15 protein-coding genes, 1 tRNA gene and 3 pseudogenes are annotated in these 22,688 nt (G+C 59.5%); 16 read left to right on the top strand and 3 right to left on the bottom strand.

Features of this window, described 5'->3' with window-relative positions; translation table 11 throughout:
• The first annotated feature begins 1 nt into the window (after position 1).
• From IPP35_03370 to IPP35_03335, 8 genes and pseudogenes are all read left to right on the top strand, one after another.
• On the top strand, positions 2 to 1,621 hold the full coding sequence (locus IPP35_03370) for a peptide-binding protein (GenBank protein MBL0058150.1): 1,620 nt from the start codon (positions 2 to 4) through the stop codon (positions 1,619 to 1,621).
• Positions 1,622 to 1,624: 3 nt separating this feature from the next.
• Positions 1,625 to 2,607, top strand: a pseudogene (locus tag IPP35_03365) (ABC transporter permease).
• Positions 2,607 to 3,438 (top strand): annotated as a pseudogene (locus IPP35_03360) (ABC transporter permease). The pseudogenes IPP35_03365 and IPP35_03360 overlap by 1 nt, the downstream one beginning before the upstream one ends.
• On the top strand, positions 3,435 to 4,385 hold the full coding sequence (locus IPP35_03355; protein ID MBL0058149.1) for an ABC transporter ATP-binding protein: 951 nt from the start codon (positions 3,435 to 3,437) through the stop codon (positions 4,383 to 4,385). Before IPP35_03360 ends, IPP35_03355 begins: the two are co-directional and overlap by 4 nt.
• 328 nt (positions 4,386 to 4,713) lie before the next feature.
• Positions 4,714 to 5,490 (top strand): ABC transporter ATP-binding protein, encoded by a 777-nt coding sequence (locus tag IPP35_03350; protein MBL0058148.1) that lies wholly within the window; start codon positions 4,714 to 4,716, stop codon positions 5,488 to 5,490.
• Positions 5,487 to 7,040, top strand: coding sequence for a long-chain-fatty-acid--CoA ligase (locus IPP35_03345; GenBank protein ID MBL0058147.1), 1,554 nt, complete (start codon positions 5,487 to 5,489; stop codon positions 7,038 to 7,040). Before IPP35_03350 ends, IPP35_03345 begins: the two co-directional genes overlap by 4 nt.
• Positions 7,037 to 7,636 (top strand): annotated as a pseudogene (locus tag IPP35_03340) (hypothetical protein). Before IPP35_03345 ends, IPP35_03340 begins: the two are co-directional and overlap by 4 nt.
• Positions 7,637 to 7,676: 40 nt before the next feature.
• A complete protein-coding gene (locus IPP35_03335; GenBank protein MBL0058146.1) occupies positions 7,677 to 8,630 on the top strand; it encodes an HD domain-containing protein in 954 nt (317 codons plus the stop codon).
• Between the two features lie 445 nt (positions 8,631 to 9,075).
• Here IPP35_03335 and IPP35_03330 read toward each other — a convergent pair.
• Positions 9,076 to 9,149 (bottom strand) — tRNA-Gly (locus IPP35_03330).
• 383 nt (positions 9,150 to 9,532) lie between these two features.
• Between IPP35_03330 and IPP35_03325 the strand changes: the two genes are divergently transcribed.
• The 6 genes from IPP35_03325 (at position 9,533) to IPP35_03300 (ending at position 17,686) form a co-directional block, all read left to right on the top strand.
• A complete protein-coding gene (locus IPP35_03325) occupies positions 9,533 to 11,431 on the top strand; it encodes a prepilin-type N-terminal cleavage/methylation domain-containing protein (protein MBL0058145.1) in 1,899 nt (632 codons plus the stop codon).
• Positions 11,432 to 11,500: 69 nt separating this feature from the next.
• Positions 11,501 to 12,370 (top strand): hypothetical protein, encoded by an 870-nt coding sequence (locus tag IPP35_03320; protein MBL0058144.1) that lies wholly within the window; start codon positions 11,501 to 11,503, stop codon positions 12,368 to 12,370.
• Between the two features lie 101 nt (positions 12,371 to 12,471).
• Positions 12,472 to 13,764, top strand: coding sequence for a hypothetical protein (locus tag IPP35_03315; protein MBL0058143.1), 1,293 nt, complete (start codon positions 12,472 to 12,474; stop codon positions 13,762 to 13,764).
• A 65-nt stretch (positions 13,765 to 13,829) separates the two neighbouring features.
• Complete coding sequence (locus IPP35_03310) at positions 13,830 to 14,837, top strand: transposase (protein ID MBL0058142.1); 1,008 nt, start codon at positions 13,830 to 13,832, stop codon at positions 14,835 to 14,837.
• Positions 14,837 to 16,543: a delta-60 repeat domain-containing protein gene (locus tag IPP35_03305; protein MBL0058141.1), complete on the top strand. Its 1,707-nt coding sequence runs from the start codon at positions 14,837 to 14,839 to the stop codon at positions 16,541 to 16,543. The genes IPP35_03310 and IPP35_03305 overlap by 1 nt, the downstream gene beginning before the upstream one ends.
• A gap of 345 nt (positions 16,544 to 16,888) precedes the next feature.
• On the top strand, positions 16,889 to 17,686 hold the full coding sequence (locus IPP35_03300) for a rhomboid family intramembrane serine protease (protein MBL0058140.1): 798 nt from the start codon (positions 16,889 to 16,891) through the stop codon (positions 17,684 to 17,686).
• A gap of 195 nt (positions 17,687 to 17,881) precedes the next feature.
• Here IPP35_03300 and cls read toward each other — a convergent pair whose 3' ends face one another.
• Both cls and mtgA read right to left on the bottom strand, forming a co-directional pair.
• A complete protein-coding gene (cls, locus tag IPP35_03295; protein MBL0058139.1) occupies positions 17,882 to 19,306 on the bottom strand; it encodes a cardiolipin synthase in 1,425 nt (474 codons plus the stop codon).
• Positions 19,299 to 20,147, bottom strand: a complete 849-nt coding sequence (gene mtgA / locus IPP35_03290; protein MBL0058138.1) for a monofunctional biosynthetic peptidoglycan transglycosylase — start codon at positions 20,145 to 20,147, stop codon at positions 19,299 to 19,301. The genes cls and mtgA overlap by 8 nt, the downstream gene beginning before the upstream one ends.
• Before the next feature lie 69 nt (positions 20,148 to 20,216).
• Between mtgA and IPP35_03285 the strand changes: the two genes are divergently transcribed.
• Together IPP35_03285 and IPP35_03280 are read left to right on the top strand one after the other, a co-directional pair.
• Positions 20,217 to 22,334, top strand: coding sequence for a beta-galactosidase (locus tag IPP35_03285; GenBank protein ID MBL0058137.1), 2,118 nt, complete (start codon positions 20,217 to 20,219; stop codon positions 22,332 to 22,334).
• The gene (locus IPP35_03280) at positions 22,331 to 22,582 is read left to right on the top strand and encodes a hypothetical protein (protein MBL0058136.1); all 252 of its coding nucleotides are present in this window, start codon (positions 22,331 to 22,333) and stop codon (positions 22,580 to 22,582) included. The genes IPP35_03285 and IPP35_03280 overlap by 4 nt, the downstream gene beginning before the upstream one ends.
• Positions 22,583 to 22,688 lie beyond the last annotated feature (106 nt).

The following is a 22,688-nucleotide window of genomic DNA, read 5'->3' as shown; positions in this document are numbered from 1 at the left end:
GTTGGCTTGGTTTTCCCGGGTTGTTTTAGCGGTTCCTCTGTTTGTCGCCGCCTGCGGCCGGGATCCCATCCCGGAGCCCGCTCTTGTCCCCGCCGACCTTGGCCCCGTCACAGGCGACACCTATGTGGAAGCCTCCCTGGGGGACCCCTCCCGCCTTAACCCGCTCTTGGCCTCGGACTCCGCCTCGGGAACCGTCAACGGGTATCTCTTCAACGGTCTCGTCAAATACGACCGGGATTTGAAATTAGTGGGGGATTTGGCGGAATCGTGGACGGTCCGCCAAAACGGGCTGGAAATCCTTTTCCGCCTGCGGAAGAACGTGCGCTGGCACGACGGCGTTCCGTTCACCGCCGACGACGTGGTGTTCACCTACCAACGACTTATCGACCCCAAGGTCCTCACGCCCTACGGCTCCGATTTCGCCGGGGTCCAGTCGGTGACGGCCGTGGACCCCCACACCGTGCGGGTTCTCTACAAAGAGCCCTTCGCCCCGGCCCTGGAATCCTGGGGCATGGGCCTCATCCCCAAACATGTTTTTGAGAAAGGCGATTTCAATACCCATCCCGCCCATCGGGCCCCCATCGGGACAGGCCCTTACAGGTTTCAGGAGTTAAAAACCGATGAAAAGGCGGTGTTGGTCGCCAACGCGGACTATTTCGAAGGCCGCCCGAACATCGACCGCGTGGTGATCCGGGTGATCCCGGACAGTTCGGTTCAGTTTTTGGAACTTCGGAACCAATCCATCGATTCCATGGGCCTCCGGCCGGACCAGTACATCGCCTACGACTCTTTTTTCCAGAACCACCAAAAGTTTCGTTATCCCTCCTTCAGTTACACCTTCTTCGGGTTCAACCTCCAGCGGCCTCTGTTCAAAGACCTGAGGGTTCGGCGGGCCTTGGCCCTGGCCCTCGACAAACGGGAAATCATCGACGGGGTTCTTTTGGGGTATGGCCGGTCGGCCACGGGACCTTTCCCGCCTTCTTCGTGGGCCTACGATCCCACCGTCCCCGAATGGCCTTGCGATCCCGTTCGGGCGAAAACCCTCCTGGCCGAAGCGGGCTGGCGGGACACCGACGGGGACGGCGTGTTGGATAAAGGCGGAAAACCTTTCGCTTTTACCGTCATCACGAACCAGGGCAATAAATTGCGGGAACAAACCGCCGTCATTATGCAAGCCCACCTGGCGCGGATCGGCGTTAAAATGGAGGTGCGGGTTTTGGAGTGGTCCTCCTTCATCCACGATTTCGTCGACAAGGGGAATTTTGATTCCATCCTCCTGGGCTGGAGTCTGGGCCGGGACCCGGACCAATACCTGATCTGGCATTCCAGCCAGCGGGGGGAAGGACGTTATAATTTCGTCGGGTATCAAAACCCCGCCGCGGACCGCTTGTGGGAAGAGGGGAGGCGGACGTTCGACCCGGCCCGGCGTCGACTCATTTATCACCGGCTCCATCGAATGCTGGCCGAGGACCTCCCCTACATTTTTCTCTATTACCCCGAGGCCTTGCCCACTGTGCACAAACGTTTCCATAACGTTCTTCTGGCTCCGGCCGGCATCGGTTGGAATTTCCGGGAATGGTTTGTGCCCAAATCGCTCCAACGCTACCGCTTGGCCTCCTGACCCATGGGCGCCTACCTCCTTCGGCGGCTTTCCTTAACCCTGGTGGTTTTGATCGGGATCACGGTTATGACCTCTGTCGTCATGCGCATGGCCCCGGGCGGGCTGACCGGCGGCATGACGGACCTCAGCGCCCGGGTGTCGGCCCACGAACAGCGGAAAAAGTTCATCGCTCTCTACGACCTGGACAAACCCTGGTACGTGCAATATGGCCGCTGGTTGAAAAGGCTGGCTCGATTGGATTTCGGACGTTCGTTCAAGGACGACCGGCCTGTCTTGGAAAAAATCGGGGAACGCCTGCCGAACACGCTCCTTTTGAATTTTTTGTCTTTGGGGTTCATCTTCGCCCTGGCGGTGCCCTTGGGCATTCTGGCCGCCGTGAAGCAGAACACGTTTTGGGATCGGGCGGTGTCGGTCTTCGTCTTTATTGGTTTTTCGGTTCCGACGTTTTGGTTGGCGCTCCTGCTCATGCTCTTGTTCGGCGTCCAGCTGGCTTGGTTGCCCGTTTCGGGCCTGCACTCCTTGAACTCGGACGAACTGTCCTTCGCCGCTAATTGGGCGGATACCGGGCGACATTTAATTCTTCCGGTCTTTATATCCGCCTTTACGGGTTTGGCAGGGCTTTCTCGGTTCGTGCGGAACGGTTTGTTGGAGGTGATCCGCCAGGATTACATTCGGACGGCCCGCTCGAAGGGCCTCCCGGAATCCCGGGTGATCGGGCGGCATGCCCTTCGGAACGCACTGATCCCGGTGATCACGATTTTGGGTCTGTCCCTGCCGGACCTGATCGGCGGGGGTTTTATTTTCGAGACCATTTTCGCCTTCCCCGGCATGGGACGGTTGGGGTTCGATGCCATCATGGCGCGGGATTTTCCGGTGGTGATGGGGTCGGGACCATCGCGGCGTTTCTCACGCTGGCGGGGAACTTCCTGGCCGACCTGGCCTACGCCGCGGCCGATCCGCGCATCCGCTTGGCGGGGAAAAGCTGATGTGGCGACTCTACGCGGACCGCTTTTTCTCCAACCGGCTGGCCTTGGCCGGGGGCGCCCTCCTCTTTTTGATCGGTTTCTCGGCGTTGTGCGCGCCGCTCCTGGCTCGGGCCGAACCCGACCAACAACGGCTCACGGAGCGCTTGCAACCGCCGTCGTCCCGCCATCTTCTCGGCACGGATGACTTGGGGCGGGACGTTTTTTCCCGCTTGCTCCACGGCGGACGCGTGTCGCTTCGCGTGGGCCTGTTGGCGGTGGCCATCTCCGTGACGTTGGGAACCCTGGTGGGCTTGTTGGCGGGGTTTTTCGGCGGGGTGGTGGACGTGGTTCTCATGCGGCTGGTGGACATCGTGCTTTGCTTTCCCACGATCTTTTTGATCCTCATGGTGATCGCGTTCTTGGAACCGAGCCTCTGGAACGTCATGGCCGTGATCGGGTTCACCTCCTGGCCGGGGTTGGCGCGGCTGGTGCGGGGGGAAACGCTCAGCCTTCGGGAACGGGATTTCATTTTGGCGGCCCGCGGGTTGGGCCTCTCCACACCGAGAATTCTCTTCGTCCACTTACTGCCGAACCTGGTGGCGCCCATTTTAGTGTCGGCGACGCTGGGGGTCGGCGGAGCGATTTTAACCGAGTCGGCCCTTTCCTTTGGGGCTCGGCGTGCAACCCCCCATGGCTTCCTGGGGCAACATCCTGACCAGCGGGAAAGATTACCTCCACGTGGCCTGGTGGCTGTCGGTGTTCCCCGGCCTGGCCATCCTGGTCACGGTGTTGGCGTTGAACCTGTTGGGCGAAGGATTGCGCGACGTTCTGGACCCCCGGGGGAACGGGTGAGCCTGCTCTCCATTCGGGATCTCCGGGTGGATTATCTCCGGTCCGGAAAACGGGTTCCCGCTCTGCGAAACGTTTCGCTCTCCTTGGAACCGGGCGAATCCCTGGGCCTGGCGGGGGAATCGGGGTCGGGTAAATCCACGCTGGCCCTGGCGGTCCTCCGCCTGCTCCCGGAAACGGCGGGGATCGCCGCCGCCCAGCTCGCGTGGGAGGACCGGGAAATCCTCTCTCTCTCGAATCGGGACCTGCGCGCGCTCCGCGGCGGGCCCGTGGGCATCGTTTTCCAAGATCCCTTTTCCGCCTTGAATCCGGTTCTGACCGTGGGGGACCAAGTGGAAGAGGTGCTGGAGTTTCATGCCGGCGGGCGAAACCGGGCCCGAGTTCTGTCCCTTTTCGACCAGGTTCGACTTCCCGATCCAGCGGGTCTTTACGGGGCCTATCCCCACCAACTCTCCGGCGGCCAACGCCAGCGGATCTGCCTTGCCATCGCCATCGCGGGGAACCCGAAATTGCTGATCGCCGACGAACCCACCACCGCTTTGGACGTGACGGTGCAACGGGAAATCCTGAACCTGTTGGACGAATTGCGGCGGGAATTGAAAATGGCGCTTTTGCTGGTCACTCACAACGTCGGGTTGTTGTCCGAACGAACGGATCGGCTGGCCATCCTCTACGCGGGAGAAATCGTTGAAATCGGACCCACGGCGACGGTGCTGGGAACCCCGGCCCACCCCTACACCCAAGGCCTGTTGAAGTCCCTGCCGCGCCTCTCCCGGTCCGAGCGGCGCCTGCCGGCCCTGCCTGGCCAACCGCCGGACCCCCGCGCCCTCCCGTCGGGGTGCCCCTTTCATCCCCGTTGTCCGTCGATTTTCGCCCCCTGCGCCGCCCAAGACCCCCGTTTGCGGGTCTCAAAAGACCCAGCGGTCCGCGTCTCCTGCCATTTGTATTGACTTCATCACCCGACCATCGCCGATTTTTTGACCGGATTTCTTTGGGGAATTTCAGAAACGGCTCACCACCCTCATCCGGCTCCCCTCCTATCCCTTCCTACCAACAGGGACCTCGCGTAGCCGCGAGGCAAACGGGGACGACACCTAGCGGCGTCGCCTTCGGGCCACCTTCCCCCAAGAGGGGAAGGAAAACATGGACTTTCCCTTTCCTCTTGGGAGAGGGCAGGGTGAGGGATCTGAGTAGTTACGAATTTCATATTATTTCCGGGATGATTGAACCTCGGGGAGTTAGAAAAAACGTTGCGGCCCGCCGTCTGGGTTGGTTCTTATGACGCCTCTTCTGCAAACACAGGGTCTCGGAAAGGTTTACCCCGTGAGGGGCGGCGTTTTCCAAACCCGACGGGGGGACGTTCGGGCCTTGGACGGGGTGTCTCTGTCCCTGAACGCCGGTGAATCTTTGGGGCTCGTGGGGGAATCCGGTTCCGGAAAGACGACCTTGGCGCGTGTCTTGGCGGGTTTTTTGGCGCCCAGCGCCGGACAGGTTTTTTGGGAGGGACGTCCCCAAAACGATTTTTCCCGGTCGGAGTGGGCGGGCCGGGTCCAAATGGTGTTCCAAGATCCCTCGGCTTCGCTCAACCCCAAACTTTCCGTGGGAACCCTGTTGGAAGAAGCCCTGGGCCGACGGGTGGGGCGCGGGAGGGCGGGGTCTTTGGTGGAGGGGGCCTTGGCCGAGGTGGGACTGCCTTCCGACGCGCGGTTCTATTACCCCCACCAGTTTTCCGGCGGGCAAAAACAGAGGGTGGCCATCGCCCGAGCTCTGGCGGTGGGGCCCAAACTATTGATCGCGGACGAGCCCGTGTCCGCCTTGGATTTGTCGGTTCAAGCCCAGATATTGAATTTGTTGGCCGACCTTCGTGAACGGTGGCAATTGTCTTTGATCTTGATCAGTCACGACCTCACCGTGGTGCGCCAAATGACCGATCAGATCTTGATTTTGGAACGGGGCCGGTCCGTGGAGGCCGGCGGGACGGAGACCGTGTTGACCCGCCCCTCCAGCCCGGCGACGAAGACGCTTTTGGACGCCGTTCCATCCCTCCTCCGATGAGAGATCAACGAACCCTCCACACCCTGCTGGCCGACACCGCGCGCCGGGTGCCCGAGGCCGTGGTGTTCCATTACCGCGGTCAGGTGTGGACCTACCTGCATCTGGAAGAAAGGGTGGAGCGCTGTGCCGCTGGGCTTTCCAAACTCGGGATCGGCCGGGGGGATACCTTTGGAATCCTCCTTCGGAACTCGCCGGAATTCGTCGTGCTCTTCTTCGCCCTGGCGCGGCTGGGGGCCGTGGCGGTCCCCGTGAATTTCCTGGAACGGGGAGACCGGGTCGGCTATATTTTCGCGGACGCCGGGGTGAAGGGATGTCTCACCTCCCGGGAATTCCTGAAAACGGTTCAGGAGGCGCAGACGCACTGTCCTTCCCTGAAACACGTTTTTCTAAAGGACGGCGGGAGCGACGCCCTTTCCTTCGACCGTTTGCTGGAACCCGCGACCCGAACCGCGGGCGATCCGTCCCTGATGTCCGATGCGCTGGCGCTCCTGATTTACACGGCGGGGACCACGGGGCTTCCCAAGGGCGTCATGCTGACCCACGGCAACTTCATGGCCAACGTGGAGTCCTGCCGCCAGGCCATCGAGGTGGGGGAGAAGGACCGGTTCCTCTGTCTCCTTCCCATGTTTCATTCATTTTCCTGGACGGTGAACGTTTTGCTCCCGATCCGGCTCGGGTCTTCCATCGTCATCATGGAGTCACTCCTCCCCTTCGATCCTGTGCTGAAAGCCATTTGGGAACACCACGTCACCGTGTTCTGCGCGGTCCCTCCGATCTTTGCCGCGCTCACGCAAAAGGTTCGGGGCTTAAAAGCGTTGGCCCTGCGCGTGGTAAACCCGGTGCGGGTGGCGATTTCCGGCGCGGCCGCCCTGCCGGTGGCGGTGCACAAGGATTTCGAGAAGGCGTTCCATATCCCTTTGCTGGAGGGCTACGGCCTAACGGAAGCGGCCCCGGTGGTGACGGTCAACCCCTTGCACAAGGCGCGTAAACCCGGCACCGTGGGCCTGCCGATTCCCGGCGTGGAAGTCAAACTGGTGGACGAAGAGGAACGCTCCCTTCCCACAGGCCAAGTGGGCGAAGTGTGCGTGCGCGGCGCGAACGTGATGGCCGGTTACTACAAACGTTCGGAAGAGTCCCGCGCCAGTTTCACCCGGGACGGGTGGCTGAAATCCGGCGACCTGGGGCGGTTCGATGCGGAGGGGTATCTGTCCATCGTGGACCGAAAAAAGGATTTAATCCTCGTCAAAGGATTAAACGTTTACCCCCAGGAGATCGAGCATGTGTTGGAGGGCCATCCCGCCGTGGCCGAGGCCGCCGTCGTCGGCGTTCCGGACGACACCGGGGACGAGGCGATCCGGGCTTTCGTCGTTTTAAAAGAGGGGCGGACCGACGCGCCCCTGACGCTCTTGGCCCATTGCCGCGCGCGCCTGGCGCCCTACAAGACGCCCAACGGGATCGAGATTCGCGCGGAACTTCCCAAGAACGCCATGGGAAAAGTGTTGAAAAAAGAGTTGCGGAATGAAGCCCAGTCCAAACGGAGACGACCATGACCCCTTTCATTCGCGAGATCGCCGCGCTGTCCGGCGGCAACGTTTGGCTGGTGGGCGGGTTTTTGCGCGACGCCCTGCTGGGCCGGCCCACCGCCGACGTGGACGTGGTGGTGGACGGAGACGCCGGCGCCCTGGCCAAGCGTTTCGCCCGGGCCCCGGGCCGATCCTTTTTTCCTTTGGACAAGGAGCGGGGCACCTACCGGGTATCTCTTTCGGCGAATCTCTTTAGACCTCCGAAGTTATCGACGGATCACAAAGAACTTCCTTCTTCTCTTGGGAGAAGGTGCCCCGAAGGGGCGGATGAGGGATGTGCCATCTTTTCGTTGGGAAATAGAATCCCTCACCCTGCCCTCTCCCAAGAGGAGAGGGAAAATCGTTTCAGAGGGCTAAAGAGACACCTTCCATCTCCCCAGGAAAACGGCCATTTCGATTTCGCGCGGCTCCAGGGGCCGACCCTGGAGGCCGATCTCCGCCGGAGGGACTTCACCGTTAACGCCCTGGCCCTTCCCGCCTCTCTGTGGGGAACCGCCCGTTGGCGCGCGAACCTGCTGGACCCCACCGGCGGGGTTCCGGACCTGGCGGCGCGCCGCTTGCGGCGGGTGTCCCCAAGCGTTTCGGGAAGAACCCCTTCGGCTTTTGCGGGCCTACCGATTTTCGGCGGAGCTGGGGTTTGGCCTCACGCCGGAAACCGTACGGGACATCCGGCTCCATCGTCGAAAACTTTCCCGAAGCGCGCCCGAACGGGTGCGGGAGGAACTGCTCCGCCTCCTCGCCACGCCCCGAGCCGCGACCACTCTTGCCGACATGGACCGTGCCGGTCTCTTGGTCGTTCTCTTTCCGGAGTTGGAACCCATGCGCCGGACGGGCCGGGCCTATTACGGGACGGGGGGGGTGCTGGCGCATTCCCTGGCGGCCGTGGGGTCTCTGGAAAAATTGCTGGAAGAACTGCCGCTCCAGTTCCCTTCTTTTCACGGGGCGTTGTCGAAACACCTGCGCGAGACTGTCGGCGGCCACCCCCGGTTCGCCCATTTGAAGTTGGTCGAACTCTTCCACGACATCGGCAAGCCCGCCACCGCGAAAAGAGAAAAGGGGAAACTCCATTTTTACGGCCACGACGCCGTGGGGGCGCGCCTGGTGGCCAAAATCGCTTCTCGCCTGCGTCTTTCGTCGAACGAGTCTCGTTCCCTTTCCCGCCAAGTGGGCGCCCACATGCGCCCGGGGAACCTCGGCCACACGCCGGTTTTAACCGACCGGGCGATCTATCGTTTCTACCGGGATTTGGAGGGCGACGCCGTGGGCCTTTTGATCGTTTCTTTGGGCGACCACTTCACCTATCTATCCACCCGCGCCCGCCGCGCCCGGAAAGACCCGGTCTTCCGCACGATCCGAAAGATGCTGTCCAATTTTTTCTTGAAACCTGAAGCCGTGGAACCCCCCAAAATCATCGATGGGAATCAGCTCATGAAATCCCTCAAATTGAAGCCCGGCCCCGACGTCGGCCGTCTCCTGGCCGAGATCCGCGAAGCCCAATCCACCGGAGAAGTGACCACCCCCGCGCAGGCCCTCCAATGGGCCCGCCGACTCCTTTGACAGGAGCCCGCCCGTCCCCCCGATTTTCTTCTTTCAGAGCTCTCCCTCTCCCGCCTCGACGGCGGGAGAGGGTCGGGGAGAGGGAACAACGCAAAGACGTTTCTACAAACGGGAGAAAGACGAGATTCAAAAAAAGGCCAGGCCCGAAATCGGGCCTGGCCTTTCTTCTTAAGTGGAGCGGGCCATGCCGCTAGGCATGGTCCCTGTTTGTAGGAAGGGATGATGGCCGTTCCCCCACGGCACTTCCGCTGGCGCGGTCGGGAATCCCCTCTCCCCCGTGCCTTCGGCACTCCTCCGCGGGCCGGCCACTGGCCCTGGCGCAACGCTCCGCGTTGCTTTTCCGCCATTCAAGGCGGCGGGCCAGTTGGCTTCGATTCCCATCACCCAAACGCGCACATAAACGAAAGGCCAGGCCCGAAATCGGGCCTGGCCTTTCTTCTTAAAGTGGAGCGGGTGATGGGAATCGAACCCACATCTGAAGCTTGGGAAGCTTCCATTCTACCACTGAACTACACCCGCAACGGGGGGCTTACTAAAATCTTTAAACCCCCCATTATATCTCTGGAAATAATGTCGTCTTTGGATTATGATTATACCTCGGGAGGGCCAGTCAATCAAGTCAATAATGTTGGGGTGCTATTTCTGTCGTGAAAGGGAAGAAAGCGGCTGAATCAGGATTTCTGCTTCCAGGTTGGATAGCTTTGGTTGAAGTGGTGCATAAGTAACAGGTGTGACAGTTAAAAAAGGGCGTGGGTTCTGTTCGGATTGTTCCTCGGCGAGGAATAATCACTTGATTTTGGCTTTGAATATCGAAAATGGTTGTAATGGCGCATGAGGCAGGGGTGTAGCCCAACGCCAAAAAAGAAGTTAGCATCGGGCCAATTCAAACGGGGGGGACGGAGATGCCTGAGAGATTAAGGCGCGGCGTAACGCTGGTCGAACTCATGATCGCCATTGCCCTGTTGGCGATTATTGTGCTGGTGGTAAGCCGCACCTTTTTTGCGGTTCACAGCTCATCCCTCAACTCTCGTATGCAAATCCGCGCCAGCCGACTAGCGGACATGATCCAAACGCGTTATTCAAACATGTATTTTGGGTATGTGATGCCTGTGGACTCACGGTTGCAGAATTTTGGTCTCCCGGCAGGGGCCACCTATCCTGTTTATTCCACACAGGCGGTTCCGGGTTCCAGCATTGCCGGTGCTTGGAACACGACGGTTTTATATTCGACCTGGCTCCCGCAGACGTCTGTCTATCCCGAACTGCCGGTTCTTAACGAGATTCGTAAAGAGGTTCGCGCCGCGGGGTTTTCGGATTTCGTGGTCAACGTGACGCCTATGCGCCGGGATCTCTCCGCCACGACTGGAATGACCTCCTCTTTGGTTCCCTTTTTAGACGTGGCTCCGGCCGACGGCATAGATGATGTGGATCCAGGGATCGGGTTCGTGGACTACAACAACGACGGTGACACGGTGGACTTTTTTTGGATTAACGACTATTTCTTCACTTCGGAGCGCCCCAACACCCATATCGCCCAGCTTTCCATTAGCCTGCTTAAGAAAAATGAAACCGTGGTGTCGAAACGGGGACAATTGCTTACCATGGAAGCCCTGGGTTCCGGCAACGTGCGTCATTCTCCGTTTTCCGAAGAGGCGGCGTACGGCATCGCGCTTCTGAACATCCCGTCCACGGCCACCGTGACATTGTTCGATAAGCACAGCCCGAATATGACCATCCAACTCAGTGAAGTAACGGACCAAAACTTTACGGGAATGTCCGGTTTCCAAGGGCTTTCTTTCGTGCCCTTCGTCTACCCGCCCAACGTGGTCTCCGTTCAGGCCGACTCCAATCCGGGGGCGCCTACCCCGATTCAACTCATTGGTTGGACGGAACCTGGCGCAACCGTGGAAGTTCGATGGAATCCGGTGGGCACGGATCCGGTCATTGATTCCAGCCAGGCCGATATTTTTGGTAACTTCAACTTTCCCGCTCCCGTCCTGAACAATGGTCTCGTGCTCGGATGGAACCGGTTCGCCTTGCGGGCAGTGAAGGGGGGGGACATTTCGCCTTTTATCGTCCGGAAACTTATCAAGGACGATCGTAGCCCGCTTTTGTCAAACACAAAGCCTCCGAACAACACGAACAGCATTAAAACCTTAACACCGTTCGTGCAGATGACCTTTCAGGATCAAATTCCTCAGTCGACCACAGTGGTCAGTGGGATCTGTCCAGAATCCATCACGTTAATAGCTCACGTAGGTTCACAGAATTGGAGCGTTAAGCCCTCCGACTACGATCCGGCGACAGGTCGAATACTGTGGGTGAACCCAGTCACGTTGCTCCCCGCGACATTGCAAAATGGATCTTATGAGTGGAAAGTCCAAGGGGGGGACAACGCTGGCTACAAAATTCGTTCTTCGCGGCAGGGAATCTATTGGCATTTTTCCATTAACGTGCCCTCCACTGATTTGACACCGCCCACCGTTTCCCCCTTCGTTGCAACCGTCTCTGGTTCCAATGTGACGGTTGATGCGGATCTGGACGATCTCCAAAGTGGTGTCAATCTGAATACTTTCACACTAAAGCTTGGGCCCAATGGGGGGCCCTTCCCCGTTATTCTTGACGGCGCCACAACGCCGAGTGTGGGCCGGTTTTTTTCAGCCATAAATTCCACCTCTGGTGCTCATTTTCATTACGCGCACCCCGTGGCGCTCACTTCTGGACCTTACGTGGTGTTTATTGATGTTAAAAACCACAAGGCTGTTCCAATAACTGTTAGTACGCCGTTCACGGTTCCCTAAGTTATGGAGCCCCTTTTTGTCAGTCCACGAAAATCGCTGCCCCGAGGCCCCTTGGAGCGGGGGTTAACGATGGTTGAACTTGTGGTGGTGGTTTTCATCCTGGGTTTGATTTTGGTTCCGCTGGTTCATTTTTTTCGGTCTTCGCTCATGCAATCCGTCAAGTTGAAACGTGGTTTGGACAGTCAGGACGCCATCCGTAACGCTATGCGCGAAGTGGAACGAGATTTTCGCGAGATGGTCCAGGTGGATGTTTCCTCCGCTACGTTTATCGAGTTCCGGCTGGACAGTACCCGCCTGCCGGGTTACAACCCGAACGGCGACCCGGACGGCGACGGTATCATCAATATTCGGGATGCGGACGTCGACGATGACTATGGGTCTATGTTGACTCCCGCCACCCAGTGGACCTGCGGTTTCAACCTAAGAGACGACGACGAGTTTGACCCCACCATGAGCGACGTGGCGGTCATTAACGACGGGAAGATCGACGTTCTTTGTCGATATTTTGTGAAGGACGGCGCGCTCCTTCGCGATTACAACTACCACGAGGCGGGGTGGGGTCTCCACGAAGAGGTGCTCGCCAAGTCCCTTTCAACCGACGGGTTTAAAATAGAATATTTTGGCAACGTGAACGAACTGATGGGAATGAATGTCGACCTGGGGAACGACGGGGTGAAAGCGGTTGTGGATCCAGGCCAAGGGGACCGCATCATTACGGACAAGGAAATCGACATGGTTCTCCCCGTCGAAGGAGGGAACGGCAACCAAAGTTCTCTCCTTCCTCCCTATGACCGGATTGATACGTTCGTTGAAAGGAAATACATATTCTTTTTTTCCGTCCGCTTGGCCCAGGACGCCAATCATGACGGCAAAGACGATTTTAGTTTGAGGACGGAAGTTTCGCCGTTGCTTCTTCCCGTGAGGAGGTCCTTGCCATGAACCCGAAGGGGAAGCCGCTTGCCGATTCCCGAAGGTCCGCGGGGTCGGTTCTTCTCTATGTCATGTTTATCGCGTTGTTCGTTTTTCCCGTGCTCTTGGTATTGACCAAGCGGGCCATCACGCAAAACATGCTCAATGTGAAGGATTGGCAACAAAAATCGGCCCGCGGTTTGGCCTTGAACGTTCCTTTCGACTATGTTCGCCAGTTCAGTCAACGCCCTTTCATCGATTACGGAGACATAGCCCAATTTAACCGCCCCGAGCTGTTTTACAGCGTCGGTTTTACAACGGTGACTTTCCATCTGAATGCCGCGGATCACAGCGTTTACCTTCGTGCGCTCGGTAAATATGGATCTAACCCCAACGCCCCCAAATCCGTGAAAACCTTGGACTCGGTGATCAAATTCAGTAGCGATCTCTTGCTCTATACTAAAGCCTATCCGAGGGCATCTTTTACATTCTCCCCCGGGACGACAGGAATCATGCAGGGGGGATGGTTTTCCCGCGGACTGCACATCCTGGCGGGGGCGACCCCCTTCTTTAACGGCGGGCCGGTCGTCATTGATGGCGAGGTGGATTTTCCAGGATCTCCCATCTTCAGTGCCGATGTCTATTATTCCGATCCAACGCCCAATTGGGGGGGGGCCAGCTTTATCAATGGAGCCGTGAAATATCCCTTCGTGTTCGGTATCACGATGCCGCCCAGCAGTCCCAATTATTATCTCACCTATAACACGTTAAACACCGGAAATTCCGTTACCCCAAGTTCACAAACCTGGAAATTCGGATATGATATCTCCGCTTTGCCTGCAAACAGATCCTTTTTTACCATTTTAGAGGAGGCCGGCCACCCTCGCCACGTTTATCCGGAAGCGGGAGCTATTTTGCTTGCTGAAAACACGGCGCTTTTTCTGGAGGGCCCCGTTCACGGTCGCGTTACCGTTGTTTGCACAGGCAATGGGACCCCGGTTGGACCGGCTTACAACATTATGTCCGGCTCCAAAAATGTTCGGGTCACTGGCAACGTGGTTATTGGCACGCACAGCTTAACGTATGACCATGGATCGGGCCTCACCGCCGACTCAACGCACGCCTTCATGCTGATGGTTTCATCCCATGTTGTGTTTGCCCATGAGGACAATTTTGATGCTCCCATCAATTTCAGTGGAGTCATCTATAGCTGGACGACCGGTCCGTATGGGAAATTCTTGGATGCTAAAAATACGGGGGGCCCCCACAGCCTGACAATAAGTGGAGTGGATACCGCTGGGCTCTATTATTGGTGGTACCCAAATTCAGATATGATTAACGTGTGTGACCCCGGTTTGGCCAGATACCCGCCCCCCGGCCTTCCCGAAACCCCCCGCGTCGTGTCCCTCAAACCCTCCTACTGATTCAGGGGACGTCCTAAAGTATTAAACAATTGCTTCGGTTTGGGCGAATAAGGTAAACTTTCCCTATGCCCCGACAGGCTCGGTTGGACTTTGAAGGGATGTTTTATCATGTCATTAACCGTGGCATGGAGCGGAGGAAGATATTCGAAAACGCTGAGGATTACGAAAAGTTTATCGACCTGTTGGCGCGGTTTGCGCCGGAGGCTGGTTTGCGAGTGTATGGTTGGGTGCTGATACCCAACCATTTTCATTTGGTGGTCAGGCGCGGGAAGGAACCGTTGGGGACTTTCATGGGTCGATTGCAGACGGCCTACGCGGGCTACTTTAATCGTCGACGGCGGCGGGTCGGCCGGTTGTTTCAGAACCGCTTTAAGTCGATTCTTTGTGACGAGAACGTTTATTTTTCGGAGTTGGTGGCTTACGTCCACCTAAATCCCCTTAGGGCGAAGCTCTTGACCGGGATGAAGGAACTTGGCGAGTATCGCTGGAGCGGGCACAGGGCTCACTTGGGTTTGGACAAAATACCTTGGCAGGATACGGAATCGGTGCTGAGCCGGTTCGGACGAACGAAGGGGAACGCCCGTCGGGCGTATCTCTCCTACCTGGAAGAAAAACGGGGCGTGCGCCGGGACCTTTCGGGCGGCGGACTGGTGCGGAGCGCGGGCGGTGTCCAGATGGCGATGGCGGGCGGTCCGGAGGAATACGATTCCCGGATTCTGGGGGACGGGGATTTCGTGCGGGAGGTGGGGGTTCGGACGAAAACAAGGATCGTGGCCCCGGGGCCCACGGTTGATCTCCGGGTTTTGATCCGCGCGGTGGGCGACCAGTTGGGAGTACCCATGGACGAAATTGTGCGGTCGGGAAAAACCACGGCGCGGGGAAGTCGATGCCGCGAGGCCATTTGTCTGGCAGGGGGCCGCCATTTTGGGATTAAAAAGATCATTTTAGCCGAGGGTCTTGGGGTCACCCCGATGGCGATTACAAAATTGTGCCGTTCGGGGGAGGAATCGAGCGAAGCGGGAGATTTGTCCGACCGAATTCGCGATAGTATAATAGTGAAGGGCGTCCCCTAATGGTTCGTTTTTTTTCGTTTCAGAGGAGCGCGGTGCCTTGGGGGGGTGTTTGGGGGGATGGGGGTGGCGGTGTTTGCGGGGTGGCGGGGCATGTGGATTCGGTGGGGCTTCGGTTTCAGGCCCAGCAGTTTTTTGTTCCGGCCTTGATGGGGTTGGCGGTGTCGGGGGCGTTTACGGCGCTTTTTCGGTCCACCCAGAAGGAAGCGGAAACGTCGCTCGGGATCATTTTGGCGGACGCGGGCTTGTTGGCGGTTTTGTGGGGCGTTCCTTTTTTGGGTGCGCTGGTTTCCATCTCTCAATGGTGGCAGGGGCGGAACTGTTTTCCGCCGGCGGAAATCGCCAATTACGCCATTGTTTTCGCCTTGGCGGGGGCGGGGTTCGCGGTTTTCTTTCACGGGGTTCGCTTTCCGCTCTCCCTCTGGCACAGCTGGCCGCCGATCCGCTACGGGGCGATCGTGATCCTCTCCTTGTGGGCGTGCTACAGCGGCCCTTCCTTTTTGGCGAGGATGGCGGCCGACCTTTCGGTTCGGGACGATCGCCGCCGACGGCTTGAATTCTTTGAGAGCCAAACGGGTCTTTCTCCGGACGATGTGGGATCGGGTTTCGTCCAGGGCCTGTACGGGTTCGACGTGCCTCCTTTCAACATCGCCACCGACTCGCGGGGGTTTATTTCCGCCACCGGCGGGTTCCAGTGGTATGCGGGGCTCCCGGCTCCGGGGCTTTTACGCCTGGGGCCCAACGGACATTTGGACGAATCGTTTCCTCGCTTTCCGGAGTTTCCCATCCTTTTTTCAACCCCCCGCATTTTGGTCGCTCGTTCCGGAAATTTGTACTTGAACGTGGGGTTGGGCGCCGGGCCGGCCCCGACCCGAATCCTTCCCAATGGTCAAATCGACTTACGGTTCTCGGAGGCGGTGGGCGACGTGGCCCATCCCCAGTATGGGCCGGACCACATGGCGTTCCAGAAGGACGGGAAACTTCTCTTTTCGAATTCCTTGCGGTTCATTAACGAGGCGCCGATCGCTCTCGTGCGGTTGAACCCGAGCGGCACCCAGGATGTCCTCTTCACCGAAAAGGCCAACCAAGCCCTGGAGGCCCGGTGGGGAACCGTCCGTTGTTCCCGGGTGGAAGTGACCGGGGACGGCCGGATTCTGGCGGCGGTTGAAAGCGAGACGGGAAGCCATGGGTCGCGACTGGCGCGATTGCTGGGCGATGGGACGTTGGACCCGACGTTTCGTCCCCCCGAAGACCTGAACGTGACGGATTTCCGGGCCGCTCCCGATGGGCGGGTGTACGTTTTAGCGGCGCCCGCGGAGGGCAAAGAAAAGCCGGGATTGATGCGCTTGCTTGAAGACGGGCGCCGGGATCCCGGGTTCGCGCCTCCCGCCTTGGGCGTTCCGGCCAGGTGTTTTACGGTACAGGCGGGCGGCGAGGTTTTAGTGGGAGGACGGTTGACCAACGCCGCGGGGCGGACCTGCGGGCTCCTCCGCTTTCTCCCGGATGGGCGGTACGATCCCGATTTCCTGCCCAACCGGAATTCGCATCTCATCACGCCTTCCGTGATGGCCATGCATGTGGGGGAGGACGGGAAAATATATTTATCCGGCCGTTTTTCAACGCTTCAATACCTTTTCGGGCGTCGCCTTTTCACCTTCCTTTGCCTGACTCCAGACGGGAAGCGCGACCCGAAATTTGTTCTTCCCTGATTCTTTACCGACCCCTTCGCGCCCTCTCCCGGATAAGCTAATATGGCGTAACGACCCAGGGCTCAGATCAGTTCACCGTCGTGAAACCCCACCCTTTTCCCGCCCCTCTCCCGCGAGCGGCCCCTCGCAGAGCTCTGGGCACCGGGGGCGCCAGGGGCGCTGATGCGGGAGAGGGAGAAACGGCTGGACCTGAGCGGTTACAATATGGATTTTAAAGAGGACGCGGCGAGACGGGCGAGCGCTGGGCCGAAAAACAAAAAGAGCCCTGGGGGCCTGTCCGACCTCTCCGACCGTTCGTTGGTAACGCGAAAACAAAGACCCCGTTTTCGGAGGTTTTTCTAACCCATGGTTTTTAATCAACCTCTTTCTTATCGAACCCTTCCCCCGGCCGTCAAGGCTCTGCTGACCTTGAACGTGGGGGTTTTTGTCCTGCAATGGATTTTTTCCCTCACGGGGGGGCCGGACCTGGTTCCTCTCTTCGGGCTGACCCCTGGTTTTGTCACGGGCCGGTTATGGCTCTGGCAGATGGTGACCTATATGTTCCTCCACGGCGGGGTCTTCCACCTTCTCTTCAATTCCTACATGCTGTGGGCCCTGGGGAAAGTCATCGAGCTTCAATGGGGAACCCGTTCGTTCCTCTTCTATTATTTCCTCTGCGGGGTGGGGGCGGCGGCGGTCAACGTGGCGGTCCAACCCAACGCCCTCGTGCCGGTGATCGGGGCGTCGGGGGCCATCTACGGGCTTCTGGTGGCCTTCGCCCTGATGTTTCCCAACGCGGTTTTCCTCGTTATGTTCATCGTTCCCATGAGGGCGAAGCACGCGGTGATCTTTTTCGCGCTGTTGGAACTGATGTTCAGTTCAAGCGCCAACGCCTCCCATATTGCGAACGTGGCCCACTTGGGGGGAATGGCCACGGGGTTCTTGTATCTCAAAAGCCGAACCTGGCGCTACGACATCCGGCTTTGGCGCGGGCGGATCGGCGACTGGATCCATCGACGAACGGCGCCCAAACCGCCCATCTCTTTCCACGAGTTGGGTGCGGAGGTGGACCGGATTTTGGAAAAGATTTCCGCGAAAGGCCGTTCCAGCCTGACCTCCGACGAGAGGGAATTGTTGGAGCGTTATTCCCGGATGAAGCGGTAGGCGAGGGGAGTGCGCATCGGAAAGAAAAAGACTTCAGGGCTTTTGACCGCCCCCTGGCCCCCTCCTTGGGAAGGAGGGGGGAAACTTCTCCTTCATAGGGGCCGTGGAGCGCTCCGAAAAGATGTCTGCGGCGGCCGCTACAAAATGCAGGCTCCGTCGGAGGCACCAGGCGGCTGAAAAGGGCCCTTTCTTTTTCTACAGAAGGGGGGAGAGGACCCGACAGAGGCCTTCGGTGAATTGTCGGGTGAGGGACAGTTCGGAGAGTTCGTCGTGGTGGACGACGGCGGCGCGGGCGGCCATGCGGTCGAACTCGCGGACCAGGTGGCCGGCGACGCCTCGGTCGTAGAGCAAAAGACTCAGTTCGAAATTGATCAAAAAGCTCCGCGTGTCCATGTTGGCGGAGCCCACCAGGGCCAAGTGCCCGTCCACGGTGACGACCTTGGAATGCAAAAAGCTCTCCCCGTGTTCGTAAATTTTGACCCCGCTCTGTAAAAATTCCTTAAACCAGCTCCGACCCGCCCAATCCACGACAGGGTGGTCCGTTTTGCGCGGCAAAAGCAGTTCCACCCGAACTCCCTTCCGGGCGGCGCTTTCCAACGCCAAGGCCACCGGCACCGTGGGAATGAAATAGGGCGTGGTGATGGTCACTCGGTGGCGCGCGGAGTGGATGGCTTCCAGGAAAATCATGGCCAGCGCGTTTTCCCGCCGGTCCGGCCCTGTGGGCAGGGCCTGGACCAGGGTCGTCCCCCGGACGGTGGGCGAGGGAAAAAAAGTTTCACCCGCCAAGTTTTCGCCGGTGGCATAGTTCCAATCCTCGCCAAAGACGGTCTGCAGTTCTTCCACAGCGGGGCCTTCCAGCCGCACGTCGGTTTCCCTCCAGCGGATGCGCCGCGAACCCACGCGCCAAAAATTGTGGCCGATGTTTTGGCTCCCCAGGAACCCCACGTTTCCGTCGATCACGGTCAGTTTTCGGTGGTTCCTGAAATTGAAGGCCCAGGGGCGGCGGAACGTTCGAAACGGGCCGAAGAAGTCCGTCCGGACCCCCGCCTGCCGGAGCGGTTTAAGAAAACTTCGGCCCACGCGATACGAACCCACGGCGTCCATCAAGAGACGGCACTGAACGCCGCGTTTCGCCTGCTCGATCAATAGGTCCCTGAAATGGAGGCCCGTGCTGTCGGGTTCCACGATGTAGTAGCACATGTGCACGTGGTGTTTGGCCTGGCGGATGGCCTGGGTGAGGGCGGTGTCGGTTTCGGTGGAGTGGTCAAAGACCGTCACGCGGTTGCCGCCGATGACCGGGTAATCCGTCAACTTCGCGGCCAAAAGTTCCACGTCCCGCAGTCCCGGAGCGAGGCCGGCCCGAAGGTCGGTGGGTTCGTGGATCAGCGCCAGTCGCCGGCTGGGGTTTGGAATGAAACGTCGACGGAGCCGGAACCGCTGGTAGCCGAAAAACGCGTAGAGGAAGAGCCCCGCGAAAGGGAAAAGGAAGAAGCCCAGCACCCAGGCCAAGGTGACCGCGGGATCCCGTTTTTGAGAAATCACGATGAATGAAAACAGAAAGGCCAACCCCAGGTCGAGAACCGCGAGAAGGCCCCACCCCGACAACAAAAAGTCAATCATGGGCGGAGGGTTCCTCCCCGTCGACCGCCGTGACCAGCGCGTCCAAAAGGTCGTCCTCTATTCCGTCTTCGAGCGGCGACTCGTCGGGTTCCAGGGATGGAGGCGGCGTGTAGCGGCCCGTGGCGATCAGGCGGCTCCGCACCCAGTTCGCGCGGCCAGCCACCCAGGGGCCAGAATCCGTGGGCCGGTGCCGCCGAGGGCTCGGCAGGACGGCCGTGAGCGCGATGGCTTGGTCCCAGGTGAGGTCCTCCGCCGAGGCATTAAAATATTCCCGCGCCGCCGCCTCGGCCCCGAAAATTCCGTCGCCCCATTCCGCGATGTTTAAATAGATTTCCAAAATCCGCTTTTTGGTCAGGGTCTTTTCCATCCGCTGGGCCAAAACGATCTCGCGAAGTTTTCGCGTATAGGTTTTGTTCGGTGATAAATAGAGGTTGCGCGCGACCTGTTGGGTGATAGTGCTGGCCCCACGGTCCCGCCGGCCGGTGCGCAGGCTTTCCAGGAGGACGTCCCGCGTCAGGCCCCACTCCACGCCGCGGTGGGAATAAAACGTGCTGTCCTCCGCGGCGACGACGGCGTTAACGAGGGCGGGCGAGATTTTCGAAAGGGGAACCCAGCGGCGGCGGAGCCGAAGTGTTTTGCCGGCATCGACGGCCTGGCGGGAGCGAAGTTCCATCATCGCGCTGGTCTCCGGGTTCACCGCGGGCAGGACGCCCATTTTCGGAACCGCGGGGGCCGCGCCGAAAAAAGGGAGAGCCGCCGGCACGAAACCGATCCCGGCCAAACCCCAAAGGGCCAAGCCGAGCCCGACCCACCGGGTGGTTTTGGACACGATTTGAAACATGGAGGGATTCTACCAAAACCCCGAACGCGCTTTCGAAGTCCCACGTTCTTTGCTAATGTCAATTTGGCTATGGAACTTAAGAACGGTTACTTTTCCATGAACGGCAAGCCTTTCTTCCTTTATTCGGGAGAGATCCATTATTTCCGCATTCCTAAGTCCGCCTGGGCGGCGCGTCTGCGGGCGTTGAAGGGCGCGGGGTTCAACACGGTGAGCACCTACATCCCCTGGAATTGGCACGAGCCCGAGGAAGGCAGGCTGGATTTTTCCGGCCGCACGGCGCCGGAACGGGATGTGTTGGGGTTTCTGGACCTGGCGAAAAAATTAGGCCTGTTTGTTTCCGCCCGGGTGGGACCCATTTCAAACGCCGAATTGGTGAACGAGGGTTTGCCGGCGTGGCTTCTCCAAAACCATCCGGAGGTTTTCGTTACCGGCCGCCGGAACGTGGGGAACCTCCCCCACGTGACCATGGTGTCTTACCTGCACCCGGTGTTCCGAGAGAAGGTGGCTGCCTGGTATGGCGCTCTCCTGCCTGAGATCGCCTCCCGCCAGGTGACCCGCGGCGGAAACGTGATCAGCGTCCAGCTCTGCAACGAGGTGGGCATGGTTCATTGGCTCCAAAAGGGCGCGGATGACAAAGACCACGTGAACGCCATGTTTCGCGCTTTCATCCAGGAAAAATACGGCACCCTGCCGGCCCTGAACGCGGCCCATCGCGCCGCCTACAAAACTTTTTCCGACATTGAACAACCTCTGGGCGAGGGGGTGGACCCGACCCGCCTGGCCGTGCATGTGGATTGGTCTCTTTTTTACCGCCGCTACTACGCCGCCTACTTTCATGGTCTCGCCCGTCACGCCCAGGAGCAGGGCATCGACGTGCCCCTGTTCTGCAACATTCCTCAGTTCTACGACTACGACATTCGGGGCCGGGGCAACTGGGCCCCCATGACCACCTCCATGTTCCGGGATTTCCCGATCCTGACGCCGGAAATCGTCTTCGGCGGGGCCTACCAGATGCGCCATTTGGATTTTGAGAATTTCCACGACGTGGCGCTGACCACGGAAGTCACCCGGCTCCTGGGCGCGGTCGAAGTGAAAGGCAAAACGGCCGATGGCAATCCCGCGCTGGAAGGCCGACTGCCTTCCCTGCCGGAGTTCGAGCCGCTCTCGGAATCCCCGGTCCCCCTGGTCTGTGCGGAGCTCCAGACCGGAATCATGCGGGACCGGCCCCGGCTCTACCCCACCCAGGTGGCGCTCAACGTCAAGACCTCGGTGGGTCAGGGCTTGTCGGGGGTCAACGCTTACATGTTCGCCGGGGGGGAGAACCCCACCGGGTTGGGGGCCTTCGGCGCCTCCCACGACTGGCAGGCGCCCATCGGTGCCGACGGAGAGGAACGGGCCCATCTGGCTCCCTTGAAAGAGTTTGGACGCTTTTTGAAATGGGCCGGTCCGTCCCTGGCCGCCACCAAGAAAGCCACGGACACGACCTTGGGATTCTACCTTCCCTATTACGGAACCGAATACTGGTCGGGTCCCTGGGTGGACGCGCTGGAGTCCCATCGGACGAACGTGTGGTACGACGGGATGGCTCGTTTGATCCATTTGGCGGGCTACAGCGCGAACATGGCCGACATCGAGCGGTCTCCCGTGGACGTTCTTTTGAGCCATCCCAGCCTCTGGGTGTACTCCTTGAGCTTCATGGACCATGAAACCCAGGCGAAACTGGCCGGTTACGTGAAGAACGGGGGAAGCTTTTTCTGGGGCCGTGCCTTCCCACGGTGGATTTGCGGGGCGAGCCGGACACGACTTTGGCCGACGAACTGGGGATTTCCATCACGGGCGGGGCCCCCGGGAACTTGTTTCATGGCGAAGGAAAAGATTGGTGGGTCCACGGCCCCGTTCAAACTTTCTCGGCGACAGGCGAAACCCGGCGCTGGATGGAACTTCCTTCCGGCCCGGCGGTCCTCCAGGCGAACGCTGGGAACGGCCAGGTCCTCGTGGCCGGTTTCGGTTTGCCCCACGTTTTCGACCATTTCCGTCATTGGGTTCGCCAATGGGGCGAGTCCATGGGTCTGGTCCCAAGGGTGGATTGCGCTCCCTGGGACCTCCAGGCTTCGCTCCGGGTCTCGGACGACCTGGGTTTTCTTTTCCTTTTCAACTATCATTTCACCGATAGGGAAGGGACGGTGACCCTGCCCTTGCCGGGAACCGGGGAACGACTGAAACTCCCGGCCAAGGGAAAGATCTTTTTGCCGCCTTTGTCGGGCGTGGTTTTGCCGTTGAACGTTCCGGTGCGGCCGCAGGTGTCCTTGGTTTACTCGACAGCGGAGGTATTGGATCTGTCGTCCAACCCCCGCGGTCTCCGGATGGTTTTGGCCACGACGCCGGGGCGGCCGGTGGAGGTGTGCTTGGCGCTTCCCAAAAGCCCCGTTCCGTGACCGGGGGGCCGCGAAGCCCGCCCTGCGCTGGGCCAGGGGGCGCGCGACCATTTCCCTGCTGGGCGATCAACCCGAGAGCGCACTGCGGGTCACTTTTTAAGAAGGA

It is taken from the genome of Elusimicrobiota bacterium (assembly GCA_016721625.1).
Lineage (GTDB): Bacteria > Elusimicrobiota > Elusimicrobia > FEN-1173 > FEN-1173 > JADKHR01.
This window is presented reverse-complemented; position numbering and strand designations above follow the sequence as displayed.